Annotated in this window: 17 protein-coding genes; 10 read left to right on the top strand and 7 right to left on the bottom strand. The window is 58.5% G+C overall.

The window, feature by feature from the left end; translation table 11 throughout:
* Positions 1-49: 49 nt before the first annotated feature.
* The gene (gene cysS, locus BWI95_RS11575; protein WP_054804662.1) at positions 50-1,435 is read right to left on the bottom strand and encodes a cysteine--tRNA ligase; all 1,386 of its coding nucleotides are present in this window, start codon (positions 1,433-1,435) and stop codon (positions 50-52) included.
* Between the two features lie 174 nt (positions 1,436-1,609).
* On the opposite strand from cysS, the gene ppiB reads away from it, so the two are divergent.
* The 5 genes from ppiB (at position 1,610) to mnmH (ending at position 5,924) form a co-directional block, all read left to right on the top strand.
* Entirely contained in the window at positions 1,610-2,104 is a 495-nt protein-coding gene (ppiB, locus tag BWI95_RS11570; RefSeq protein WP_023479044.1) for a peptidylprolyl isomerase B, read from the top strand.
* A gap of 3 nt (positions 2,105-2,107) precedes the next feature.
* A complete protein-coding gene (lpxH, locus tag BWI95_RS11565) occupies positions 2,108-2,830 on the top strand; it encodes a UDP-2,3-diacylglucosamine diphosphatase (protein WP_076769511.1) in 723 nt (240 codons plus the stop codon).
* A gap of 128 nt (positions 2,831-2,958) precedes the next feature.
* Positions 2,959-3,468 carry a 5-(carboxyamino)imidazole ribonucleotide mutase gene (gene purE, locus BWI95_RS11555; RefSeq protein WP_054804663.1) on the top strand — a complete coding sequence of 170 codons (510 nt, stop codon included), beginning with the start codon at positions 2,959-2,961 and terminating at the stop codon, positions 3,466-3,468.
* Positions 3,465-4,529: a 5-(carboxyamino)imidazole ribonucleotide synthase gene (gene purK, locus BWI95_RS11550; protein ID WP_076769510.1), complete on the top strand. Its 1,065-nt coding sequence runs from the start codon at positions 3,465-3,467 to the stop codon at positions 4,527-4,529. Before purE ends, purK begins: the two co-directional genes overlap by 4 nt.
* Before the next feature lie 321 nt (positions 4,530-4,850).
* Positions 4,851-5,924, top strand: coding sequence for a tRNA 2-selenouridine(34) synthase MnmH (mnmH, locus tag BWI95_RS11545; RefSeq protein WP_054804538.1), 1,074 nt, complete (start codon positions 4,851-4,853; stop codon positions 5,922-5,924).
* Positions 5,925-6,245: 321 nt separating this feature from the next.
* Here mnmH and BWI95_RS11540 read toward each other — a convergent pair whose 3' ends face one another.
* The 6 genes from BWI95_RS11540 to ybbA all read right to left on the bottom strand — a co-directional run bounded on the left by BWI95_RS11540 (position 6,246) and on the right by ybbA (position 13,528).
* Complete coding sequence (locus BWI95_RS11540) at positions 6,246-6,905, bottom strand: methionine ABC transporter permease (protein WP_076769509.1); 660 nt, start codon at positions 6,903-6,905, stop codon at positions 6,246-6,248.
* Positions 6,898-7,917: a virulence-associated ABC transporter ATP-binding protein SfbB gene (gene sfbB, locus BWI95_RS11535; protein ID WP_054804541.1), complete on the bottom strand. Its 1,020-nt coding sequence runs from the start codon at positions 7,915-7,917 to the stop codon at positions 6,898-6,900. The genes BWI95_RS11540 and sfbB overlap by 8 nt, the downstream gene beginning before the upstream one ends.
* A gap of 62 nt (positions 7,918-7,979) precedes the next feature.
* On the bottom strand, positions 7,980-8,816 hold the full coding sequence (locus BWI95_RS11530; RefSeq protein WP_076769508.1) for a MetQ/NlpA family ABC transporter substrate-binding protein: 837 nt from the start codon (positions 8,814-8,816) through the stop codon (positions 7,980-7,982).
* Positions 8,817-9,104: 288 nt separating this feature from the next.
* Entirely contained in the window at positions 9,105-10,247 is a 1,143-nt protein-coding gene (locus BWI95_RS11525; protein WP_054804537.1) for a porin, read from the bottom strand.
* A 183-nt stretch (positions 10,248-10,430) separates the two neighbouring features.
* A complete protein-coding gene (gene ybbP / locus BWI95_RS11520) occupies positions 10,431-12,845 on the bottom strand; it encodes a putative ABC transporter permease subunit YbbP (RefSeq protein WP_076769507.1) in 2,415 nt (804 codons plus the stop codon).
* Entirely contained in the window at positions 12,842-13,528 is a 687-nt protein-coding gene (ybbA, locus tag BWI95_RS11515) for a putative ABC transporter ATP-binding protein YbbA (RefSeq protein ID WP_054804540.1), read from the bottom strand. Before ybbA ends, ybbP begins: the two co-directional genes overlap by 4 nt.
* Between ybbA and tesA the strand changes: the two genes are divergently transcribed.
* The 5 genes from tesA to BWI95_RS11490 all read left to right on the top strand — a co-directional run bounded on the left by tesA (position 13,499) and on the right by BWI95_RS11490 (position 17,293).
* Positions 13,499-14,122 carry a multifunctional acyl-CoA thioesterase I/protease I/lysophospholipase L1 gene (gene tesA / locus BWI95_RS11510; protein WP_164483652.1) on the top strand — a complete coding sequence of 208 codons (624 nt, stop codon included), beginning with the start codon at positions 13,499-13,501 and terminating at the stop codon, positions 14,120-14,122. The two genes, ybbA and tesA, sit on opposite strands and share 30 nt — an antisense overlap.
* 28 nt (positions 14,123-14,150) lie before the next feature.
* A complete protein-coding gene (locus BWI95_RS11505; protein WP_076769505.1) occupies positions 14,151-14,921 on the top strand; it encodes an SDR family oxidoreductase in 771 nt (256 codons plus the stop codon).
* Between the two features lie 59 nt (positions 14,922-14,980).
* Positions 14,981-15,835 carry a thioredoxin family protein gene (locus BWI95_RS11500; protein WP_054804535.1) on the top strand — a complete coding sequence of 285 codons (855 nt, stop codon included), beginning with the start codon at positions 14,981-14,983 and terminating at the stop codon, positions 15,833-15,835.
* An 85-nt stretch (positions 15,836-15,920) separates the two neighbouring features.
* On the top strand, positions 15,921-16,835 hold the full coding sequence (locus BWI95_RS11495) for an SPFH domain-containing protein (RefSeq protein WP_023479088.1): 915 nt from the start codon (positions 15,921-15,923) through the stop codon (positions 16,833-16,835).
* Positions 16,832-17,293: an NfeD family protein gene (locus BWI95_RS11490; RefSeq protein ID WP_128483472.1), complete on the top strand. Its 462-nt coding sequence runs from the start codon at positions 16,832-16,834 to the stop codon at positions 17,291-17,293. The genes BWI95_RS11495 and BWI95_RS11490 overlap by 4 nt, the downstream gene beginning before the upstream one ends.
* Positions 17,294-17,314: the final 21 nt, after the last annotated feature.

Here is a 17,314-nt window from a genome sequence, read left to right as displayed (position 1 = left end):
TGGCGGCTTCGATAAGCGGACAGCGCGTTCGCCTGCCCGGTATGCGGGATTACTTACGGCGCCAGGTGGTGCCCTGCGGGCCATCTTCCAGCACGATGCCCATCTCGTTCAGGCGATCGCGTGCGGCATCGGCCGCCGCCCAGTCCTTCGCTTTACGCGCATCCAGACGCTGCTGAATAAGCTGCTCAATCTCCGCGACTTCGCCGTCATCCGCCTGCGCGCCGCTCTGCAGGAAGAGATCCGGGTTCTGCTCCAGCAGACCCAGTACGCCCGCGAGTTTACGCATATGCGAGGCCAGCGCGTTTGCTGAATGAGCATCTTCCGTTTTCAGACGGTTCACTTCACGCGCCATATCAAACAGCACCGAGTAGGCTTCCGGCGTGTTGAAGTCATCATCCATCGCTTCAATAAATCGCGCTTCAAAGGCTTCACCCCCCTCAGCCGCAACCGATTCGTCGGTTCCGCGCAGCGCAGTGTAGAGACGCTCCAGCGCCGAGCGGGCCTGCTTGAGGTTCTCTTCGCTGTAGTTGAGCTGGCTGCGGTAGTGGCCGGACATCAGGAAGTAGCGAATGGTTTCCGCATCGTAATACTTCAGCACGTCGCGCACGGTAAAGAAGTTACCCAGCGATTTTGACATCTTCTCGCGGTCAACCATCACCATACCGGAGTGCATCCAGTAGTTAACGTACTCGCCATCGTGCGCACAGGTCGACTGGGCGATTTCGTTTTCATGGTGCGGGAACATCAGATCCGATCCGCCGCCGTGAATATCAAAATGCGATCCCAGCTGTTTGCAGTTCATCGCCGAACACTCAATGTGCCAGCCCGGACGCCCTTCGCCCCACGGCGACGGCCAGCTCGGCTCGCCCGGCTTGGACATCTTCCACAGCACGAAATCCATCGGGTTGCGCTTGATATCCGCCACTTCGACGCGTGCGCCCGCCTGCAGCTGGTCGAGATCCTGGCGCGAAAGCTGGCCGTAATGCGGATCGCTTGGCACGGAGAACATCACATCGCCATTATCCGCCACATAGGCGTGGCCGCGAGCCAGCAGGCTCTCGGTGATCTCAATGATTTCGTGAATATGGTGCGTCGCGCGCGGTTCGTTATCCGGGCGCAGAATATTGAGTGCGTCAAAATCGGTGTGCATTTCGGCGATCATGCGATCGACCAGCGCAACGAAATCTTCGCCATTCTCATTGGCACGTTTGATGATCTTGTCGTCGATATCGGTGATATTGCGCACATATTTCAGCTTATAGCCGAGGAAGCGCAGATAGCGTGCGACAACGTCAAAGGCGACGAAAGTACGGCCATGACCAATGTGACAGAGATCGTAAACAGTGATACCACACACGTACATGCCGACTTCCCCGGCATGGATAGGTTTGAATTCCTCTTTTTGGCGCGTCAGTGTATTAAAAATTTTTAACATCGAAGATTCCATGTAGACGTGTGTGGGCGTGAAAACCGTATATATTACCTGTAATTCAAACCCGAAGCAGCTCACTTTGCAAGGTGATCCAGCCTCGCGGTTATGCTATAACAAGCCACTATCTCTGACCCAAACGCGGGTCTACGCACCACACTATCAGAACAGGATGCAATAATGGTTACTTTCCACACTAATCACGGCGATATCGTAATCAAAACCTTTGATGACAAAGCGCCTGAAACAGTTAAAAACTTCCTGGACTACTGCCGTGAAGGTTTCTACAACAACACGATTTTCCACCGTGTGATCAACGGCTTTATGATTCAGGGCGGCGGTTTTGAACCGGGCATGAATCAGAAAGTCACGAAAGACGCGATCAAAAACGAAGCCAACAACGGCCTGAAAAACACCCGTGGCACGCTGGCAATGGCGCGTACCCAGGCTCCGCACTCCGCAACCGCACAATTCTTCATCAACGTCGCGGACAACGACTTCCTGAACTTCAGCGGTGAAAACCTGCAGGGTTGGGGCTACTGCGTCTTCGCAGAAGTGGTTGAAGGCATGGACGTGGTCGATAAAATCAAAGCGGTCTCTACCGGTCGCAGCGGCATGCACCAGGACGTTCCGAAAGAAGATGTGATCATCGAAAGCGTGGACGTCAGCGAGTAATTCGTGGCAACACTCTTTATCGCAGATCTGCATCTGCACACGGAAGAACCGGCGATCACCGCCGGTTTTCTCCATTTTTTAGACGGCGTTGCCCGTGAGGCCGATGCGCTCTACATTCTGGGCGATCTGTTCGAAGCCTGGATCGGCGATGACGATCCCAACCCGCTGCACCAGCGCGTCGCAGCCGCCATCCGCGCCCTTGTCGACAGCGGCGTCCCCTGCTATTTCATCCACGGCAACCGCGATTTTTTGCTCGGTAAACGCTTTGCCCGCGAAAGTGGTATGCAGCTTCTCCCGCAGGAAAAAGTGCTTGAGCTGTATGGGCGTAAGGTGCTGATTATGCACGGCGACACGCTCTGTACCGACGATGCTGGCTACCAGGCTTTCCGCGCCAAAGTGCATCAACCGTGGCTGCAAACCCTGTTTCTCGCCCTGCCGCTGTTTATTCGCCACCGCGTGGCGGCAAAAATGCGCGCCGACAGCCGTGCCGCCAACAGCAGCAAATCACTGGCGATCATGGACGTCAACCAGCAGGCCGTAATTGAGGCGATGGAAAAGCATCGCGTCCAGTGGCTGATCCACGGTCACACGCACCGCCCGGCCATTCATCAACTGACCGCGAATGAGGCTCCCGCCTTTCGTGCCGTACTCGGTGCCTGGCACAGCGAAGGCTCAATGATCCGCGTCAGCGAAAGCGACGTAGAGCTGGTGCAATTCCCCTTCTGAAACCCCAACTGGCTTACCCACGAATCAGGCAAACTTCACTGCGCAACCGTTTTCCTTGCCTTTTTTCCATGCTATTCTCTCTGCCCTCTGAAGTAGTCTGAAGCACACCCACAGGAGTTTTGAGACGCATGTCTTTAAGCAACCAACCGGCGCGCATCGCCATTGTTATGGGTTCTAAAAGCGATTGGGCCACCATGCAATTCGCCGCAGAAATCCTCGATACCCTGAATGTCCCGCACCACGTTGAAATCGTCTCTGCCCACCGTACGCCCGATAAACTGTTTAGCTTTGCTGAGCAGGCGGAGCAAAACGGCTTTCAGGTGATTATCGCAGGCGCCGGCGGCGCGGCGCATCTGCCGGGCATGATTGCCGCCAAAACGCTGGTGCCGGTGCTGGGTGTGCCGGTACAAACCGCAGCGTTAAGCGGCGTCGACAGCCTCTACTCCATCGTGCAGATGCCGCGCGGTATTCCCGTCGGTACGCTGGCGATAGGTAAAGCGGGCGCGTCAAACGCGGCGCTGCTGGCAGCGCAGATCCTCGCCCAGCACGATGCAGAACTGCATCTGCGCCTGGCCGACTGGCGCCAGGGGCAGACGGATGAAGTGCTGGATAACCCGGATCCACGGGGTGCGGCATGAAACAGGTCTGTATATTAGGCAACGGTCAGCTTGGGCGCATGCTGCGCCAGGCGGGTGAACCGTTAAGCATTGCCGTCTGGCCGGTTGGGCTGGACGACGCGCCGGAAGCGGTGCCGTTTCAGCAGAGCGTGATTACCGCCGAGATTGAGCGCTGGCCAGAAACCGCGTTAACCCGCGAGCTGGCGCGCCATCCGGCGTTTGTGAACCGTGACGTTTTCCCGGTGATCGCCGATCGCTTCACGCAAAAACAGCTGTTCGACAAACTCAACCTCGCTACCGCGCCGTGGCAACTGCTTGCCGATAAAAGCGAGTGGCCAGGCGTGTTTGAGCGCCTGGGCGATCACGCTATCGTGAAGCGTCGCGTTGGCGGTTATGACGGTCGCGGCCAGTGGCGTTTACGCGCAGCCGATATCGATCAGTTGCCGGATGAGTGCTACGGCGAGTGCATCGTTGAGCAGGGGATCAACTTCTCCGGCGAAGTATCGCTGGTAGGCGCCCGCGCCCACGATGGCAGCACCGTTTTTTATCCGCTGACCCACAACCTGCATCAGGACGGCATTCTGCGCACCAGCGTGGTCTTCCCGCAGCCGAATGCTAAACAGCAGCAGCAGGCGGAAGCGATGCTGTCGGCGATCATGCATGAGCTGAATTATGTCGGCGTAATGGCAATGGAGTGTTTCGTTACCCCTGGCGGTCTGCTGATCAATGAGCTGGCACCACGTGTGCATAACAGCGGTCACTGGACGCAAAATGGTGCCTCGATCAGCCAGTTTGAGCTGCATCTGCGCGCGATAGTCGATTTACCCCTGCCGCCGCCGGTGGTCAACAGCCCGTCGGTGATGATCAACCTGATCGGCAGCAATCTTAACTACGACTGGCTGAAGCTGCCGCTGGTGCATCTGCACTGGTATGACAAAGAGGTGCGCGCCGGGCGCAAAGTGGGTCATCTCAACCTCAATGATAGCGATACCGGCCGCCTAAGCGCGACGCTGGAAGCGCTGGTGCCGTTACTGCCCCCCGAATACGCCAGCGGCATTGCCTGGGCGCAGTCGAAGCTGTAAGGGTAACAGCTGCCGGATGGCGGCTTGCGCCTTATCCGGCCTACATTCGTGATGCTGATGGTTCTGTAGGCCTGATAAGCGAAGCGCCATCAGGCATTTGCCGCACCGCACTCGATTGCCGGATGGCGGCTTACGCCTTATCCGGCCTACATTGCATGATGCTGATGGCTTTGTAGGCCTGATAAGCGAAGCGCCATCAGGCAAAATCCCCCTGCCCCCACACCGTAGGCCGGATAAGCGTTAGCGCCATCCGGCAAAATTCCCCCACACCCGACGCATTCCGGCGTAAAATCGGCACCAGTTTTTGCAGAAGGACGCCCGATGAACGACGCCACCGATTATCTCGCCATCCTGCGGGATAACACGCCCCTTATTGATCTCCGCGCCCCGGTTGAATTTGCCAAAGGCGCGATGCCCGCCGCCATAAACCTGCCGCTGATGAACGACAGTGAACGCGCTGCCGTCGGCACCTGCTATAAACGCGACGGCGCAGAAGCCGCGCTGAAGCTCGGCCACAAACTGGTTAACGGCGACACCCGCGAGCAGCGAATTGCGGCGTGGGTTGCAGCCCATAAAACCGCGCCACAAGCCCTGCTCTGCTGCGCACGCGGCGGCCAGCGCTCGCATATTGTGCAGCAGTGGCTGCGCGAACGGCAGATTGACCTGCCGCTGGTCGCAGGAGGCTATAAAGCACTGCGCCAGGCGGCAATTGAGGCGACGCAGGCGCGCATTCAGCGTCCGCTACTGCTGGTGGGCGGCTGTACCGGCAGCGGCAAAACCCTGCTGGTACGCGAGCATCCTAACGGAATCGATCTGGAGGGGCTTGCCCACCACCGTGGTTCCTCGTTTGGCCGTACGGCTAAGGCACAGCACGCGCAGGCGACGTTTGAAAACCACCTGGCGGCCGCGCTGCTAAAAGTGTCGCCACCATTCTGGCTGCTGGAAGATGAAGGCCGGGCGATTGGCGCAAACCATCTGCCAGAAGCCCTGCGCGAGCGCATGGCGCAATCGCCGCTGGTGATTGTCGACGATCCGTTTGAGCTGCGCCTTGAGCGGCTGCGCGAGGAGTATTTTGTGCAAACCCTGCAGGCTTTTATTGACCGTGACGGTGAAGAGGCAGGATGGGAGACTTATGCGGAGTATCTGCGGCACGGGCTGTTTGCCATTCGCCGCCGGCTCGGTTTACAGCGCTATGAGCAACTGACTGTCCATCTGGAAGCGGCGCTGGCTGAGCAGCGAAGCCGCGGCACATCGGAGGCGCATTTCGCCTGGCTCGCCCCACTACTGGAGGTCTATTACGATCCGATGTATCGCTACCAGCTGGAGAAACGCGCGCCGATCGTCCATTTTCGCGGCACATTCAAAGAGGTTTCTGCCTGGCTGGCAGCACAGTGAAGCGTGCCGGATGGCGCTAACGCTTATCCGGCCTACATACCGTGACGTCGATGGGTTTGGTAGGCCTGATAAGCGAAGCGCCATCAGGCATATGCCGCAACCGCACTCAATTGCCGGATGGCGGCGGTGCCTTATCCGGCCTACATACCGTGACGTCGATGGGTTTGGTAGGCCTGCTAAGCGTTAGCGCCATCAGGCATTTACCGCACCGTACCCGATTGCCGGATGGCGGCGGTGCCTTATCCGGCCTACATACCGTGATGCCGATGGGTTTGGTAGGCCTGATAAGCGTTAGCGCCATCAGGCACATCCCTTTCGGGTCTAATGCCGGTCGCGTTTATCGGCCCGTTTTGCCAGCCAGTCGCCAACGACCTGCACAATCTGCACCAGAATAATCAGCGCCACGACGGTGACGATCATTACCTGGGTTTCATACCGGTAATAACCGAAACGGATCGCAAGGTCGCCGACCCCGCCGCCGCCGACAATCCCCGCCATTGCCGAATAGCCAATCAGGCTAACCAGCGTAATGGTTAAGCCGCGCAGCAGCCCGGCGCTGGCTTCCGGCAGCAGCACGGTGCAGATAATGCGCAGCGGGCTGGCACCAAACGCTTCCGCCGCCTCAATAATCCCCTTGTCCACTTCACGCAGCGCGCTGTCCACCAGCCGCGCATAAAAGGCGATAGCCGCCATCGATAACGGCACCGACGCCGCGATAGGCCCAATCGTGTTACCGAGCAGCCACTGCGTCAGCGGCAGGAGCAGCACCAGCAGGATGACAAACGGCACCGAGCGGATAATGTTCACCAGAATCGAGCTCAGCAGGTAGACGGCGCGGTTTTGCCAGAACAGATGCCTGTCGGTGACGAAAATCAGGAAACCGAGCGGCAGGCCGCCGACAATCGCCAGCACCGTTGAGATGCTGAGCATCTGGAATGTTTCGCCAAACGCGAGGCTCAAATCAGCCAGTAAATCATCCACGGATCACCTCCACCTGCGCCGTCCGGCTGTGAATGTACGCCACGGCATCGCTGACTGCCTGCGGATTTTCCGCCGTCAGCTGTACCACTAAAATGCCCAACGCGCGCTCACCGATATACTCGATTTTGCCGTGCAGAATATTGACCGCCACGCCGAATTTTACCGCCGCGTCCGAAAGCACTGGCTGCTCGGCAGAGTCGCCGATAAACAGCACCTTCAGCAGCTGGCCTGGCAAATGTTCATGCAGACGCGCGGGCAGTGTCAGGTTGAGAGTGTGCGACACCAGTTGCTGCGTAAACGGGTGCTGCGGATGGGCAAAAATATCGAACACCTCGCCCTCTTCCACCACTTTGCCCGCCGACATCACCGCCACGCGATCGCAGATGGTTTTGATGACATTCATCTCATGGGTGATCAGCACAATGGTGATCCCCATCTGCGCGTTAATCTCTTTTAGCAGCGCCAGAATGGTGGCAGAAGTTTCCAGATCCAGCGCGGAAGTCGGCTCATCGCAGAGCAGCACATCCGGGTGGTTAGCGATAGCGCGCGCAATGCCGACGCGCTGCTTCTGCCCGCCGCTAAGCTGCACCGGGTAGCGGTTCGCTTTATCGCTTAAGCCTACCAGCGCAAGGATCTCCGCCACACGTGGCGCAATTTTACTCCGCTCCCACCCCGCGGCCTTCAGGCTGAAGGCGACGTTTTGCGCCACCGTGCGGGTGTGCATCAGGTTGAAGTGCTGGAAAATCATGCCAATGCGCTGGCGCGCCTGGCGCAGCGTCACGCCCTCTAAATCAGAAATGGTGACGCCGTTAATATTGACTCGGCCTTCGCTTGGGCGTTGCAGAGCATTAAGCGTGCGCAGCAGGGTACTTTTGCCCGCGCCGCTGGTACCGACAATGCCGAAAATCTCTCCGGCAGCAATGCGCAGCGAGACCGCCTCGACGGCGCGCGTCGCGCCGCTGCCACCGCGCCCGGCCGGAAAATCGACGCAAACGTTATCTAGTTCAATCATGCCAACCTCAAACGGCAAAAAACAAAAGGCAGGCCGCAGCCTGCCTGGTCATCAATCCGCTGTTATTGTTTATCCGCGCTCTGCATCCAGTCGGGTTTCTGGAAAGCGGCAAAGATATTTTTCGGATCGTCGATCACCGCGCGGTAAGCCGGGGATTTCACCGCCGTCACGATATCTTTCGCGAAGGGCTTGTCGGCATCTTCACTGCGCACAGCAATGATGTTTTTCAGGTTCTCGTCGAGCTTCTCCTGCTTGATCGCCGAAGCGAGATCCATCCCGGCGGCCACCGCAAAGTTGCCGTTTACCAGCGAGGCGGTAACACCGTCGAGCGTACGCGGCAGCTGCGCGGCTTCCAGCGGTTTAAACACCAGCCCTTTCGGGTTGCTGGCGATATCGCGCTCGGAGGCTTTGGTCGGATCGATAGCGTCTTTGATGGTAATCAGCCCCAGCGATTGCAGGAAGCGCAGCCCGCGCGCCAGGTTAGTGGGATCGTTTGAGAGGGTGATGATGTCGCCCTTCTTCAGCTCATCAAGGCTTTTGATTTTGTGGGAGTAAAAGCCCATTCCTGCGGTCGGCACGGCGATCAGCTTGCTGAGCTTGAGGCCTTTATCGGCGGTGAATTTATCGAAATAGAGGCTGTGCTGGAAGAGGTTAGCATCGATGCTGCCGTTAGCCAGCGCCATATTTGGCTGCACGTAATCGCTGAACTCGCGCACCACAACTTTGTAGCCCTTCTCTTTCAGCGAAGGGGCAATCGCCTGTTTCACCATATCGCCATACGGACCCGGCGCGACGCCGAAAACGATGGTGTGTGGATCGCTGTTGGCCTGCGCGAAAGGCAGACCGCAAACCAGAAGTAGAGCGCTAAAAAGCGCGCGTAAACCGAGACGAGGTCCCATACATTCTCCCTGATGGTAATGATGTGCTGTGTGACGCGGCGTGCAGTGCGTCGCGTTCAGTGTGCGCCTTGTCGATAAGGCCGGGGAATAAGATGGCACAAAGCCAGCGCAGCGGTAATTGAAAAAAATTCAACTTGTCAGGGGGAAGGAGGAGAAATGCCGGATGGCGGCGATGCCTTATCCGGCCTACGCTGGTACATTTCCGTAGGCCTGATAAGCGAAGCGCCATCAGGCATTTGCAGCGTGCTGTGCGGCCTGCGCATCAGAGGCAGGCCGCACAGGTATCGATTAGAAATCGTAACGCAGACGAACCAGGTTCATATCGCCCAGGTTGTCGGTGCTGGAGGTGAAGACGTGTTCGTAATCGACACGGAAACCATAATCCAGCTGCACGGTTACACCCACGCCATTATCGATACGCTGATAATTACGGCCGCTGGTGAACTCCAGACGGTCACCCATCACGTACGGCTGAATGTATTTCACCGCGTACTGTGCGATCGGGAATTTATACCCGGCAAAATACTCAACGCCCCACGCATCGCCCGCGAAGTAGTTATGCACATCCTTCTTCTTGGTCAGCATGAAGTTTTGATACCAGCCGCCGCCCAGGGAGAAGGTCCAGTTATCCGGGGTCCAGCTCAACGCGGTGCCGAGGATGTTCTGATCGTAGGTTTTGCTGTCGCCGGTAGAAGGCTGACGCATATCCGCACGGGTGTAGTTCCACGCCGCGCCCCAGGTCAGATCGTCGGTCAGGTGATAATCGAGACCCAGTGAACCGCCGCTCTTACGTTTGTAACGGTTGCCGTCGGTCGCCAGGTAATCATCGCTGAACAGGTAAGAAGCATAGATATCCGCGTCACCCTCGGTTTTCTTATATTTCAGCATTTTGCGTGAACGATAAGAGCCGTCGTAATCGCCTTTGATGCCGTTACCCGGTGCCTGCGCCAGCATGTCGTAGTCCCAGATATCGGTTTTCGCGCCAACCACGTCGTAATAAACGCTGTTCTGCTGACCGAATGTCAGCGTGCCCCAAGTCTGGCTTTTCAGGCCGGTGTAGAGCATACGGCGCGTGGTGTTGTGCGCGGTTTCCGCGTAGTGGTTATCCCAGTCGAACAGTTTCGGGATATCAACGCCCAGCTCGTAGTAGCTGACCCAGCTGATGTCATCGAACAGGTAGTAATCTGCTGCGAAACGGAAGCGGGTACCGCCGTCAAAACCGTTACGTTTAAAGGCGTTTTTGCCATCGTTACCGGTAATATTCTGGAACTGCGGGCGAATAGAACCACCAACGGTAAAGTTCAGGCGGCTAAGGGGATCGCCCGCCTGCGGGTTTTGTTTCAGGACAGTAATTTCTGCTTGTGCTGTGAAAGACGCCAACGCCACTGCTGCGCCAATGGCTGTCGCCAGGGCGCTTGTTTTTATTTTCATTATTTTTCCTTGGGAATAGATACAACTAACTGTTAATTAGCGCGGGCATCATAGCTTTTATAAGATTCTGGTGGGCGAAGTTTTTTTAATGTTTTGTGCTACTAAACAACTATCGATTAATTGTTTACACGTTGAAACAGCGCGACACCGATTGAATTATCGGTGCCGCTTTTTCAGGCAGGATTAACCACTAAATTGACGAAAAAGCGCTTTGCCTTTTAATAACCGGCTGCCTAACCACCCGCCGCACAGGGAGAGCAGCAGTGCGCCGCAGAGCGGCAGCGTAATCCACAGCCGCCAGTCGGGCTGCCACGGGAAGTCAAACACGCGGGTTTGCAGCAGCGCCAGCGCCGTTTCCGCGCCGATGGCGGCAACCAGCCCGGAGACCAGCCCCAGCAGCGCAAACTCACACCACAAGGTGGTGCGCAGCAGCCGTTTGCCCGCCCCCAGCGTGCGGTAGACCACCAGCTCCTGGTGACGCTGACGCATACCGACCTGCACCTGCGCCAGCAGCAGTAACACGCCGCAGGCGGTAACCAGCACCACCATTACTTCTAGCGCCCGGCTCACCTGCTCCAGCACCTGGCCGACCTGTTTTAAAATCGCGCCAATATCGAGCAGGCTGATGGTCGGAAAGGCGCGGTTAAGCTGCGTTAACATGCCGTTGTTCCCCTCCAGCCGGAAGCTGGTGAGCCAGCTCTGCGGCTGCCCGTCGAGCGCACCCGGCGGGAAGATAAAGAAGAAGTTGGGCCGCAGGCTCTCCCAGTCCACCTTGCGCAGGCTGGAGATCTTTGCGCTGAACGCCTGCGTATCGCCGGTAAAGGTGACCGTATCGCCAAGCTTCAGACCAAGCCGCTCGGCAAGCCCCTCCTCCACCGACACTTCACCCGCTTTTGGCGGCCAGTTGCCTGCGGTAAGCGGGTTGTGATCCGGCCGCTGCTGCTGCCAGGTGAGGTTAAGTTCGCGATTCAGCGCCTCGTCGGCGTTGCCCTCCGTCGACTGGCCGTTAATTTGCGTCATCCTCGCCCGCACAATCGGGTAGAACGCCGCCGGGATCACCTGATGCTCAGCAAGGAAGGTTTTCAGCGGCGCAATCTGCTCCGGGGCGATGTTAATCAGAAAGTAGTTCGGGCTTTCGGCCGGTAACTGCTGCTGCCAGCGATCGAGCAGATCGCCACGCAGCACCAGCAGCATCGCCAGTAACATAAACGAGAGGGAGAAGGCCGACAGCTGGCTGAGCGTCGACCACGGCTGGCGCAGCAGGCGATTCACCGCCAGACGCAGCGGCAGCGCTTTCAGGGTCAGGCGCTTCAGCACATTGAGCAGCAGCCAGCCGACCACGCCACAGAGCATTGCCAGCACCACCGCCCCCGCCAGCACCGCCCACAGCAGCATGCTGCCGCCCATCAGCCAGGCGAGCAGCAGCACGGTGATAATCGCGACCGCCGAAAGATAGATCTTAAGCGGCCAGACATTCGCCACCGCATCGCGGCGCAGCACCCGCAGCGGCTGCGTCGCCAGCAGCAGACGATAGGGACGCAGCCCCACCAGCAGCGAGATCACCACGATTGCGCCGATGGCCCACAGCCACGGCCAGTAGCTTGCGGGCGGCAGCGCAGCGGGCAACACCGGTTTGAGAAGGAGCATCAGCACCTTTTCAAACAGCAGCCCCAGCGCGCCGCCGGTGATCACCGCCAGCCCAAGCAGCAGTGCCCACTGACCGACAATCAGCTTTTGCAGCTGTGCGCGACCGGCACCGAGGGTTTTCAGAATCGCCACCAGATCGTAGCGGCTGCGGCAGTAGTGGCTCATCGCCACCGCAACGGCGGCGACCGCCAGCAGCAGCGTCAGCAGCGCCGATAGCAGCAAGAACTGCTGCGAACGCTGTAAGGATTTCCCCAGCGCGCCGTCATCCTGCTCCAGCCCGTACCAGCGCTGATCCGCGCCAAGCTGCGGCAGCAGCCACGTTTCATACTTCTCTAACTGCGCGGGCGTACCGGCAAACTTCACCCGCCAGCTGACGCGGCTGCCCGGCAAGACAGCGCCGGTTTTTGCTACATCAGCGCTGTTCATTAGCAGCCGCGGTGCCATCTGAAAGGGGTTAAAGCCGGAATCGGGCTCCTGCGTCACTTCGCCAGCGATGCGCAGCGTGGCGTCGCCCACCTCAATCGTGTCGCCCGGTTTAACACTCAGTAAAGCCATCAGGCGCGGAGCGAGCAGCGCCGTGCCCGGCTGCGGCTTCAGCCCGGCGGGCTGCGTTTCCAGCTCACCATAGAGCGGGTAGCGATTATCCACAGCTTTAACACTCGCCAGCTGCGGCGTGTCGCCGGCAAACGTCATGGTGCTGAAGCTCACCTGCTCACTCACTTGCAGGCCGCTTTTACGCGCCTCCTCCAGCCAGCCAGGGGGAATTTCACGCGAGCTGCGCAGGGCGCGGTCGCCGGCCATAAAATCGCGGCTCTGCTGGCTTAAGCCCTTCTCCATGCGATCGCCGATGGTGCCGAGCGCCAGCACGCAGGCCACCGCGAGGCTCAGCGCCATCCAGACAATCAGCAGGGACGGCGAGCGCCATTCGCGCCAGAACCAGCGGGCAATCATGCTTCCTCCCGCAGTTCGCCGTTGACCAGCCGCAGACGCCTGTCACAGCGCGCCGCCAGCTGCGCATCATGGGTCACCAGCAGCAGCGTGGTGCCGTAGTGTTGATTCATGGAGAAGAGCAGGTCAGCGATTTTGTCGCCCGTTTGCCGATCGAGATTGCCGGTCGGCTCATCGGCGAAGAGCACTGCCGGGCGACCGTTGAAAGCGCGGGCCAGCGCCACGCGCTGCTGCTCGCCGCCGGAGAGTTGTGCCGGGAGATGATCGAGGCGCTTGCCCAGCCCCAACTCGTCGAGCAACGCTTTGGCACTGCTGCGGCTTTCACTGCTCTTCTCGCCACGCAACAGCGCGGGTAGTTCCACGTTTTCCAGCGCGTTAAGGGTCGGGATCAGCATGAAGGATTGAAAAACAAACCCGACATTTTGTGCGCGTAATTGCGCGCGCGCCTCTTCGTCCATTTTGTGTAAGGGTTTACCGAGCAGATGCACTTCGCCGCTGCTGCCATCATCCAGCCCGGCGAGGATGGCGAGCAGCGTCGACTTCCCGGAACCGGACTCGCCAATCAGCGCGATGGTTTCAGCTGGTTTGACAACCAGCTCAACTCCGGTAAGGATTGAAAGCTCCTGCTCCCCCTGACCGACGGACTTCTTAAGATGATGAACTTCAACAATGTTTTCCGCTGGCATTTGCCCTTCCTGTTTTTGCTTTTGTTAACCTTTCGCGCCGCGGCGGCGGACACGCTATTGATTCTTGGCGACAGCCTGAGTGCGGGCTATCGGATGGCGGCAACGGCGGCCTGGCCTGCGCTGCTCAATAACAAGTGGCAGCAACAGCCTGTGGTGGTGAACGCCAGTATCAGCGGCGACACCTCGCAGCAGGGCCTGGCGCGCCTGCCCGCGCTGTTAAAAGAGCATAAACCGCGCTGGGTGCTGGTCGAACTCGGCGGCAATGACGGCCTGCGCGGTTTTCCGCCGCAGCAAACGGAACAGACACTGCGCCAGATTATCCAGACGGTAAAGAGCGCCGATGCGAAGCCGCTGCTGATGCAAATACGGCTGCCCGCCAACTACGGTCGTCGTTATACTGAGGCCTTTGGTGCCATTTACCCGAAGCTTTCCAGCGAGCTGGATGTTCCTCTGCTGCCCTTTTTTATGGAAGAAGTCTATCTGAAACCGCAGTGGATGCAGGATGATGGTATTCACCCCAATCGCGATGCCCAGCCGTTTATTGCCGACTGGATGGCGACGCGACTGGCTCCTTTAGTTAATCACGCCTCCTGAATATTCAGGCGCGTCCCCAGGTAAAGTTATGCAAAAAACGGTCTTAATAACAGGATGTTCCAGCGGTATTGGTCTGGAGAGCGCCCGCGAGCTAAAGCGCCAGGGGTTTCGCGTGCTGGCGGCCTGCCGTAAAGCCGACGATGTGGCGCGGATGGATCAAGAGGGATTCACCGGCGTTTTGCTCGATCTTGATGACGCGGCGAGCGTGGATCGCGCAGCGGATGAAGTGATCGCCCTGACCGGTAATCGCCTCTATGGCCTCTTCAATAACGCCGGTTACGGCGTGTATGGGTCTCTTGACGCCATCAGCCGTGAACAGCTGGAGCAGCAGTTTTCCAGCAACTTTTTCGGCATTCACCAGCTTACGCTGCGTCTGCTCCCGGCTATGTTGCCGCACGGCGAAGGGCGCATTGTGATGACTTCATCGGTGATGGGCCTGATCTCCACGCCCGGTCGCGGTGCCTATGCCGCAAGTAAATATGCGCTGGAAGCCTGGTCCGACGCGCTGCGCATGGAGCTGCGCCACACCGGCATTAAAGTGAGCCTGATTGAGCCTGGCCCCATCCGCACCCGTTTTACCGATAACGTCAACCAGACGCAGCGCGATAAACCGGTAGAAAATCCCGGCATCGCCGCGCGCTTTACCCTCGGCCCGGAGGCGGTGGTCGCCAAAGTGCGCCATGCTTTTGAGAGTAAACATCCGAAATTACGCTACCCCGTCACGCTGGTGACCTGGGCGGTCAGCCTGCTGAAACGGCTGCTGCCCGCGCGCATGATGGATAAAATTTTGCACGGATGAGTTGAAGGCGCGTGACGCGTCCCCATCTCATTCTTACTTGTTTAAACAGAGAAATTGCCATGTCCGTACAGAATATCGTCAATATTACCGAAGCGAACCTGCAACAGGTGCTGGAACAGTCCGTTGCGACCCCGGTGCTGTTCTATTTCTGGTCCGAGCGCAGCCAACACTGTCTGCAATTGACGCCGGTCCTGGAAACGCTGGCCGCGCAGTACAACGGGCAGTTTATTCTGGCGAAAGTGGATTGCGATGCCGAGCAGATGGTCGCCTCGCAGTTTGGCCTGCGCGCCATTCCAACCGTCTATCTCTTCCAGAACGGTCAGCCGGTCGATGGCTTCCAGGGCCCGCAGCCGGAAGAGGCGATCCGCGCCCTGCTCGACAAAGTGCTGCCGCGCGAAGAAGAACTAAAAGCGCAGCAGGCGATGGAGCTGATGCAGGCAGGCAACCACGCGGAGGCGCTGCCGCTGCTGAAAGAGGCGTGGCAGCTCTCTAACCAGCAGAGCGAAATCGGCTTCCTGCTGGCGGAAACGCTGATTGTGTTAAACCGCGCCGACGAAGCGGAAGCGGTGCTGAAAGTGGTGCCATTGCAGGATCAGGACACCCGCTATCAGGGGCTGATCGCGCAGATCGATCTGTTGCGCAAAGCGGCCGATACGCCGGAAATCCAGCAGCTGCAACAGCAGGTTGCCGATAATCCGGAGGATGCGGCGCTGGCAACCCAACTGGCGTTGCAACTGCACCAGGTCGGACGTAACGAAGAGGCGCTGGAGCTGCTGTTTAACCACCTGCGTAAAGATCTGGGTGCGGCTAACGGCGACGCGCGTAAAACGCTGCAAGAGATCCTCGCCGCGCTCGGTACCGGCGATGCGCTGGCGTCGAAATACCGTCGTCAGCTCTACTCGCTGCTTTACTGATCACCCTGCTAAATTTGGCGATCGGGCTGCTTTCGTCGCCAATTCGGGCTAAGATGGCATCAAATTAAACAGGAGGTTTTTTTTGATGCCAATCGTCATTATCGTTCTTATCGTCGTCGCGCTGGTTATTGTCTTTTCCGGTGTAAAAATTGTCCCCCAAGGCTTCCAGTGGACCGTGGAACGCTTTGGCCGCTTTACCCGCACACTGCAACCGGGTCTTAGCCTTGTCGTGCCGTTTATGGATCGCATTGGTCGCAAGATCAATATGATGGAGCAGGTGCTCGACATCCCTTCCCAGGAGATCATCTCCAAAGATAACGCCAACGTCACCATTGACGCCGTCTGCTTTATTCAGGTTATCGACGCGCCGCGCGCCGCCTATGAGGTGAGCAATCTGGAACTGGCGATCGTCAACCTGACCATGACCAACATCCGTACCGTGCTCGGCTCAATGGAGCTGGATGAGATGCTCTCGCAGCGTGACAGCATCAACACCCGCCTGCTGCACATTGTCGATGAAGCCACCAACCCGTGGGGCATCAAGGTAACGCGTATTGAGATCCGCGATGTGCGCCCGCCGGCGGAGCTGGTCTCCTCAATGAATGCGCAGATGAAAGCGGAGCGTACTAAACGTGCCTACATCCTTGAAGCCGAAGGGATCCGCCAGGCGGAGATCCTGAAAGCCGAAGGGGATAAACAGTCGCAGATCCTGAAAGCTGAAGGTGAACGTCAGTCTGCCTTCCTGCAGGCAGAAGCGCGTGAGCGTTCGGCGGAAGCGGAAGCCCGCGCCACGCAGATGGTTTCTGAAGCGATCGCCTCCGGCGATATCCAGGCGGTGAACTACTTTGTGGCGCAGAAATATACCGAAGCGCTGCAGCAGATTGGCTCCGCCAACAACAGCAAAGTGGTGATGATGCCGCTGGATGCCAGCAGCCTGCTGGGTGCCATCGGCGGTATTGCAGAGCTGGTGAAAGATAGCGCCAACGAGCGTAAAAAATGATCGCCGAACTGCTGCTTGAACATACCTACCTCGCCTGGCTAACGCTGGGTGGGCTGCTGCTCGCCGCCGAAATGCTCGGCGGCAACGGCTATCTGTTATGGAGCGGCATTGCGGCCGTCGCCACCGGTTTGCTGGCGTGGGTCATCCCGTTTAGCTGGGAGTGGCAGGGGGTGCTGTTTGCCCTGCTGACGCTGCTGGCCGCCTGGCTCTGGTGGCTGTGGTTGTCAAAACGCGTAAAACAGCAAAACCCCGCCGACGCCTCGCTTAACCTGCGCGGGCAACAGCTGCTCGGTCGCCGTTTCACGCTCGATAATGCGCTGGTCAACAGTCGCGGACATATGCGCGTGGGCGACAGCTCATGGCCGGTCTGCGCCGATGCCGATCTCGCCGCCGGTACGCGCGTCGAGGTCATCGCCATTGAAGGTATTACGCTGCGTATCACTCCCGTAAGCGACTAACTTAATCCAAGGATCCCGGCT

This window comes from Kosakonia cowanii JCM 10956 = DSM 18146 (assembly GCF_001975225.1).
Lineage (GTDB): Bacteria > Pseudomonadota > Gammaproteobacteria > Enterobacterales > Enterobacteriaceae > Kosakonia > Kosakonia cowanii.
Note: the sequence above shows the minus strand (reverse complement) of the source record. Positions and strands in the feature narration are given on the sequence as shown.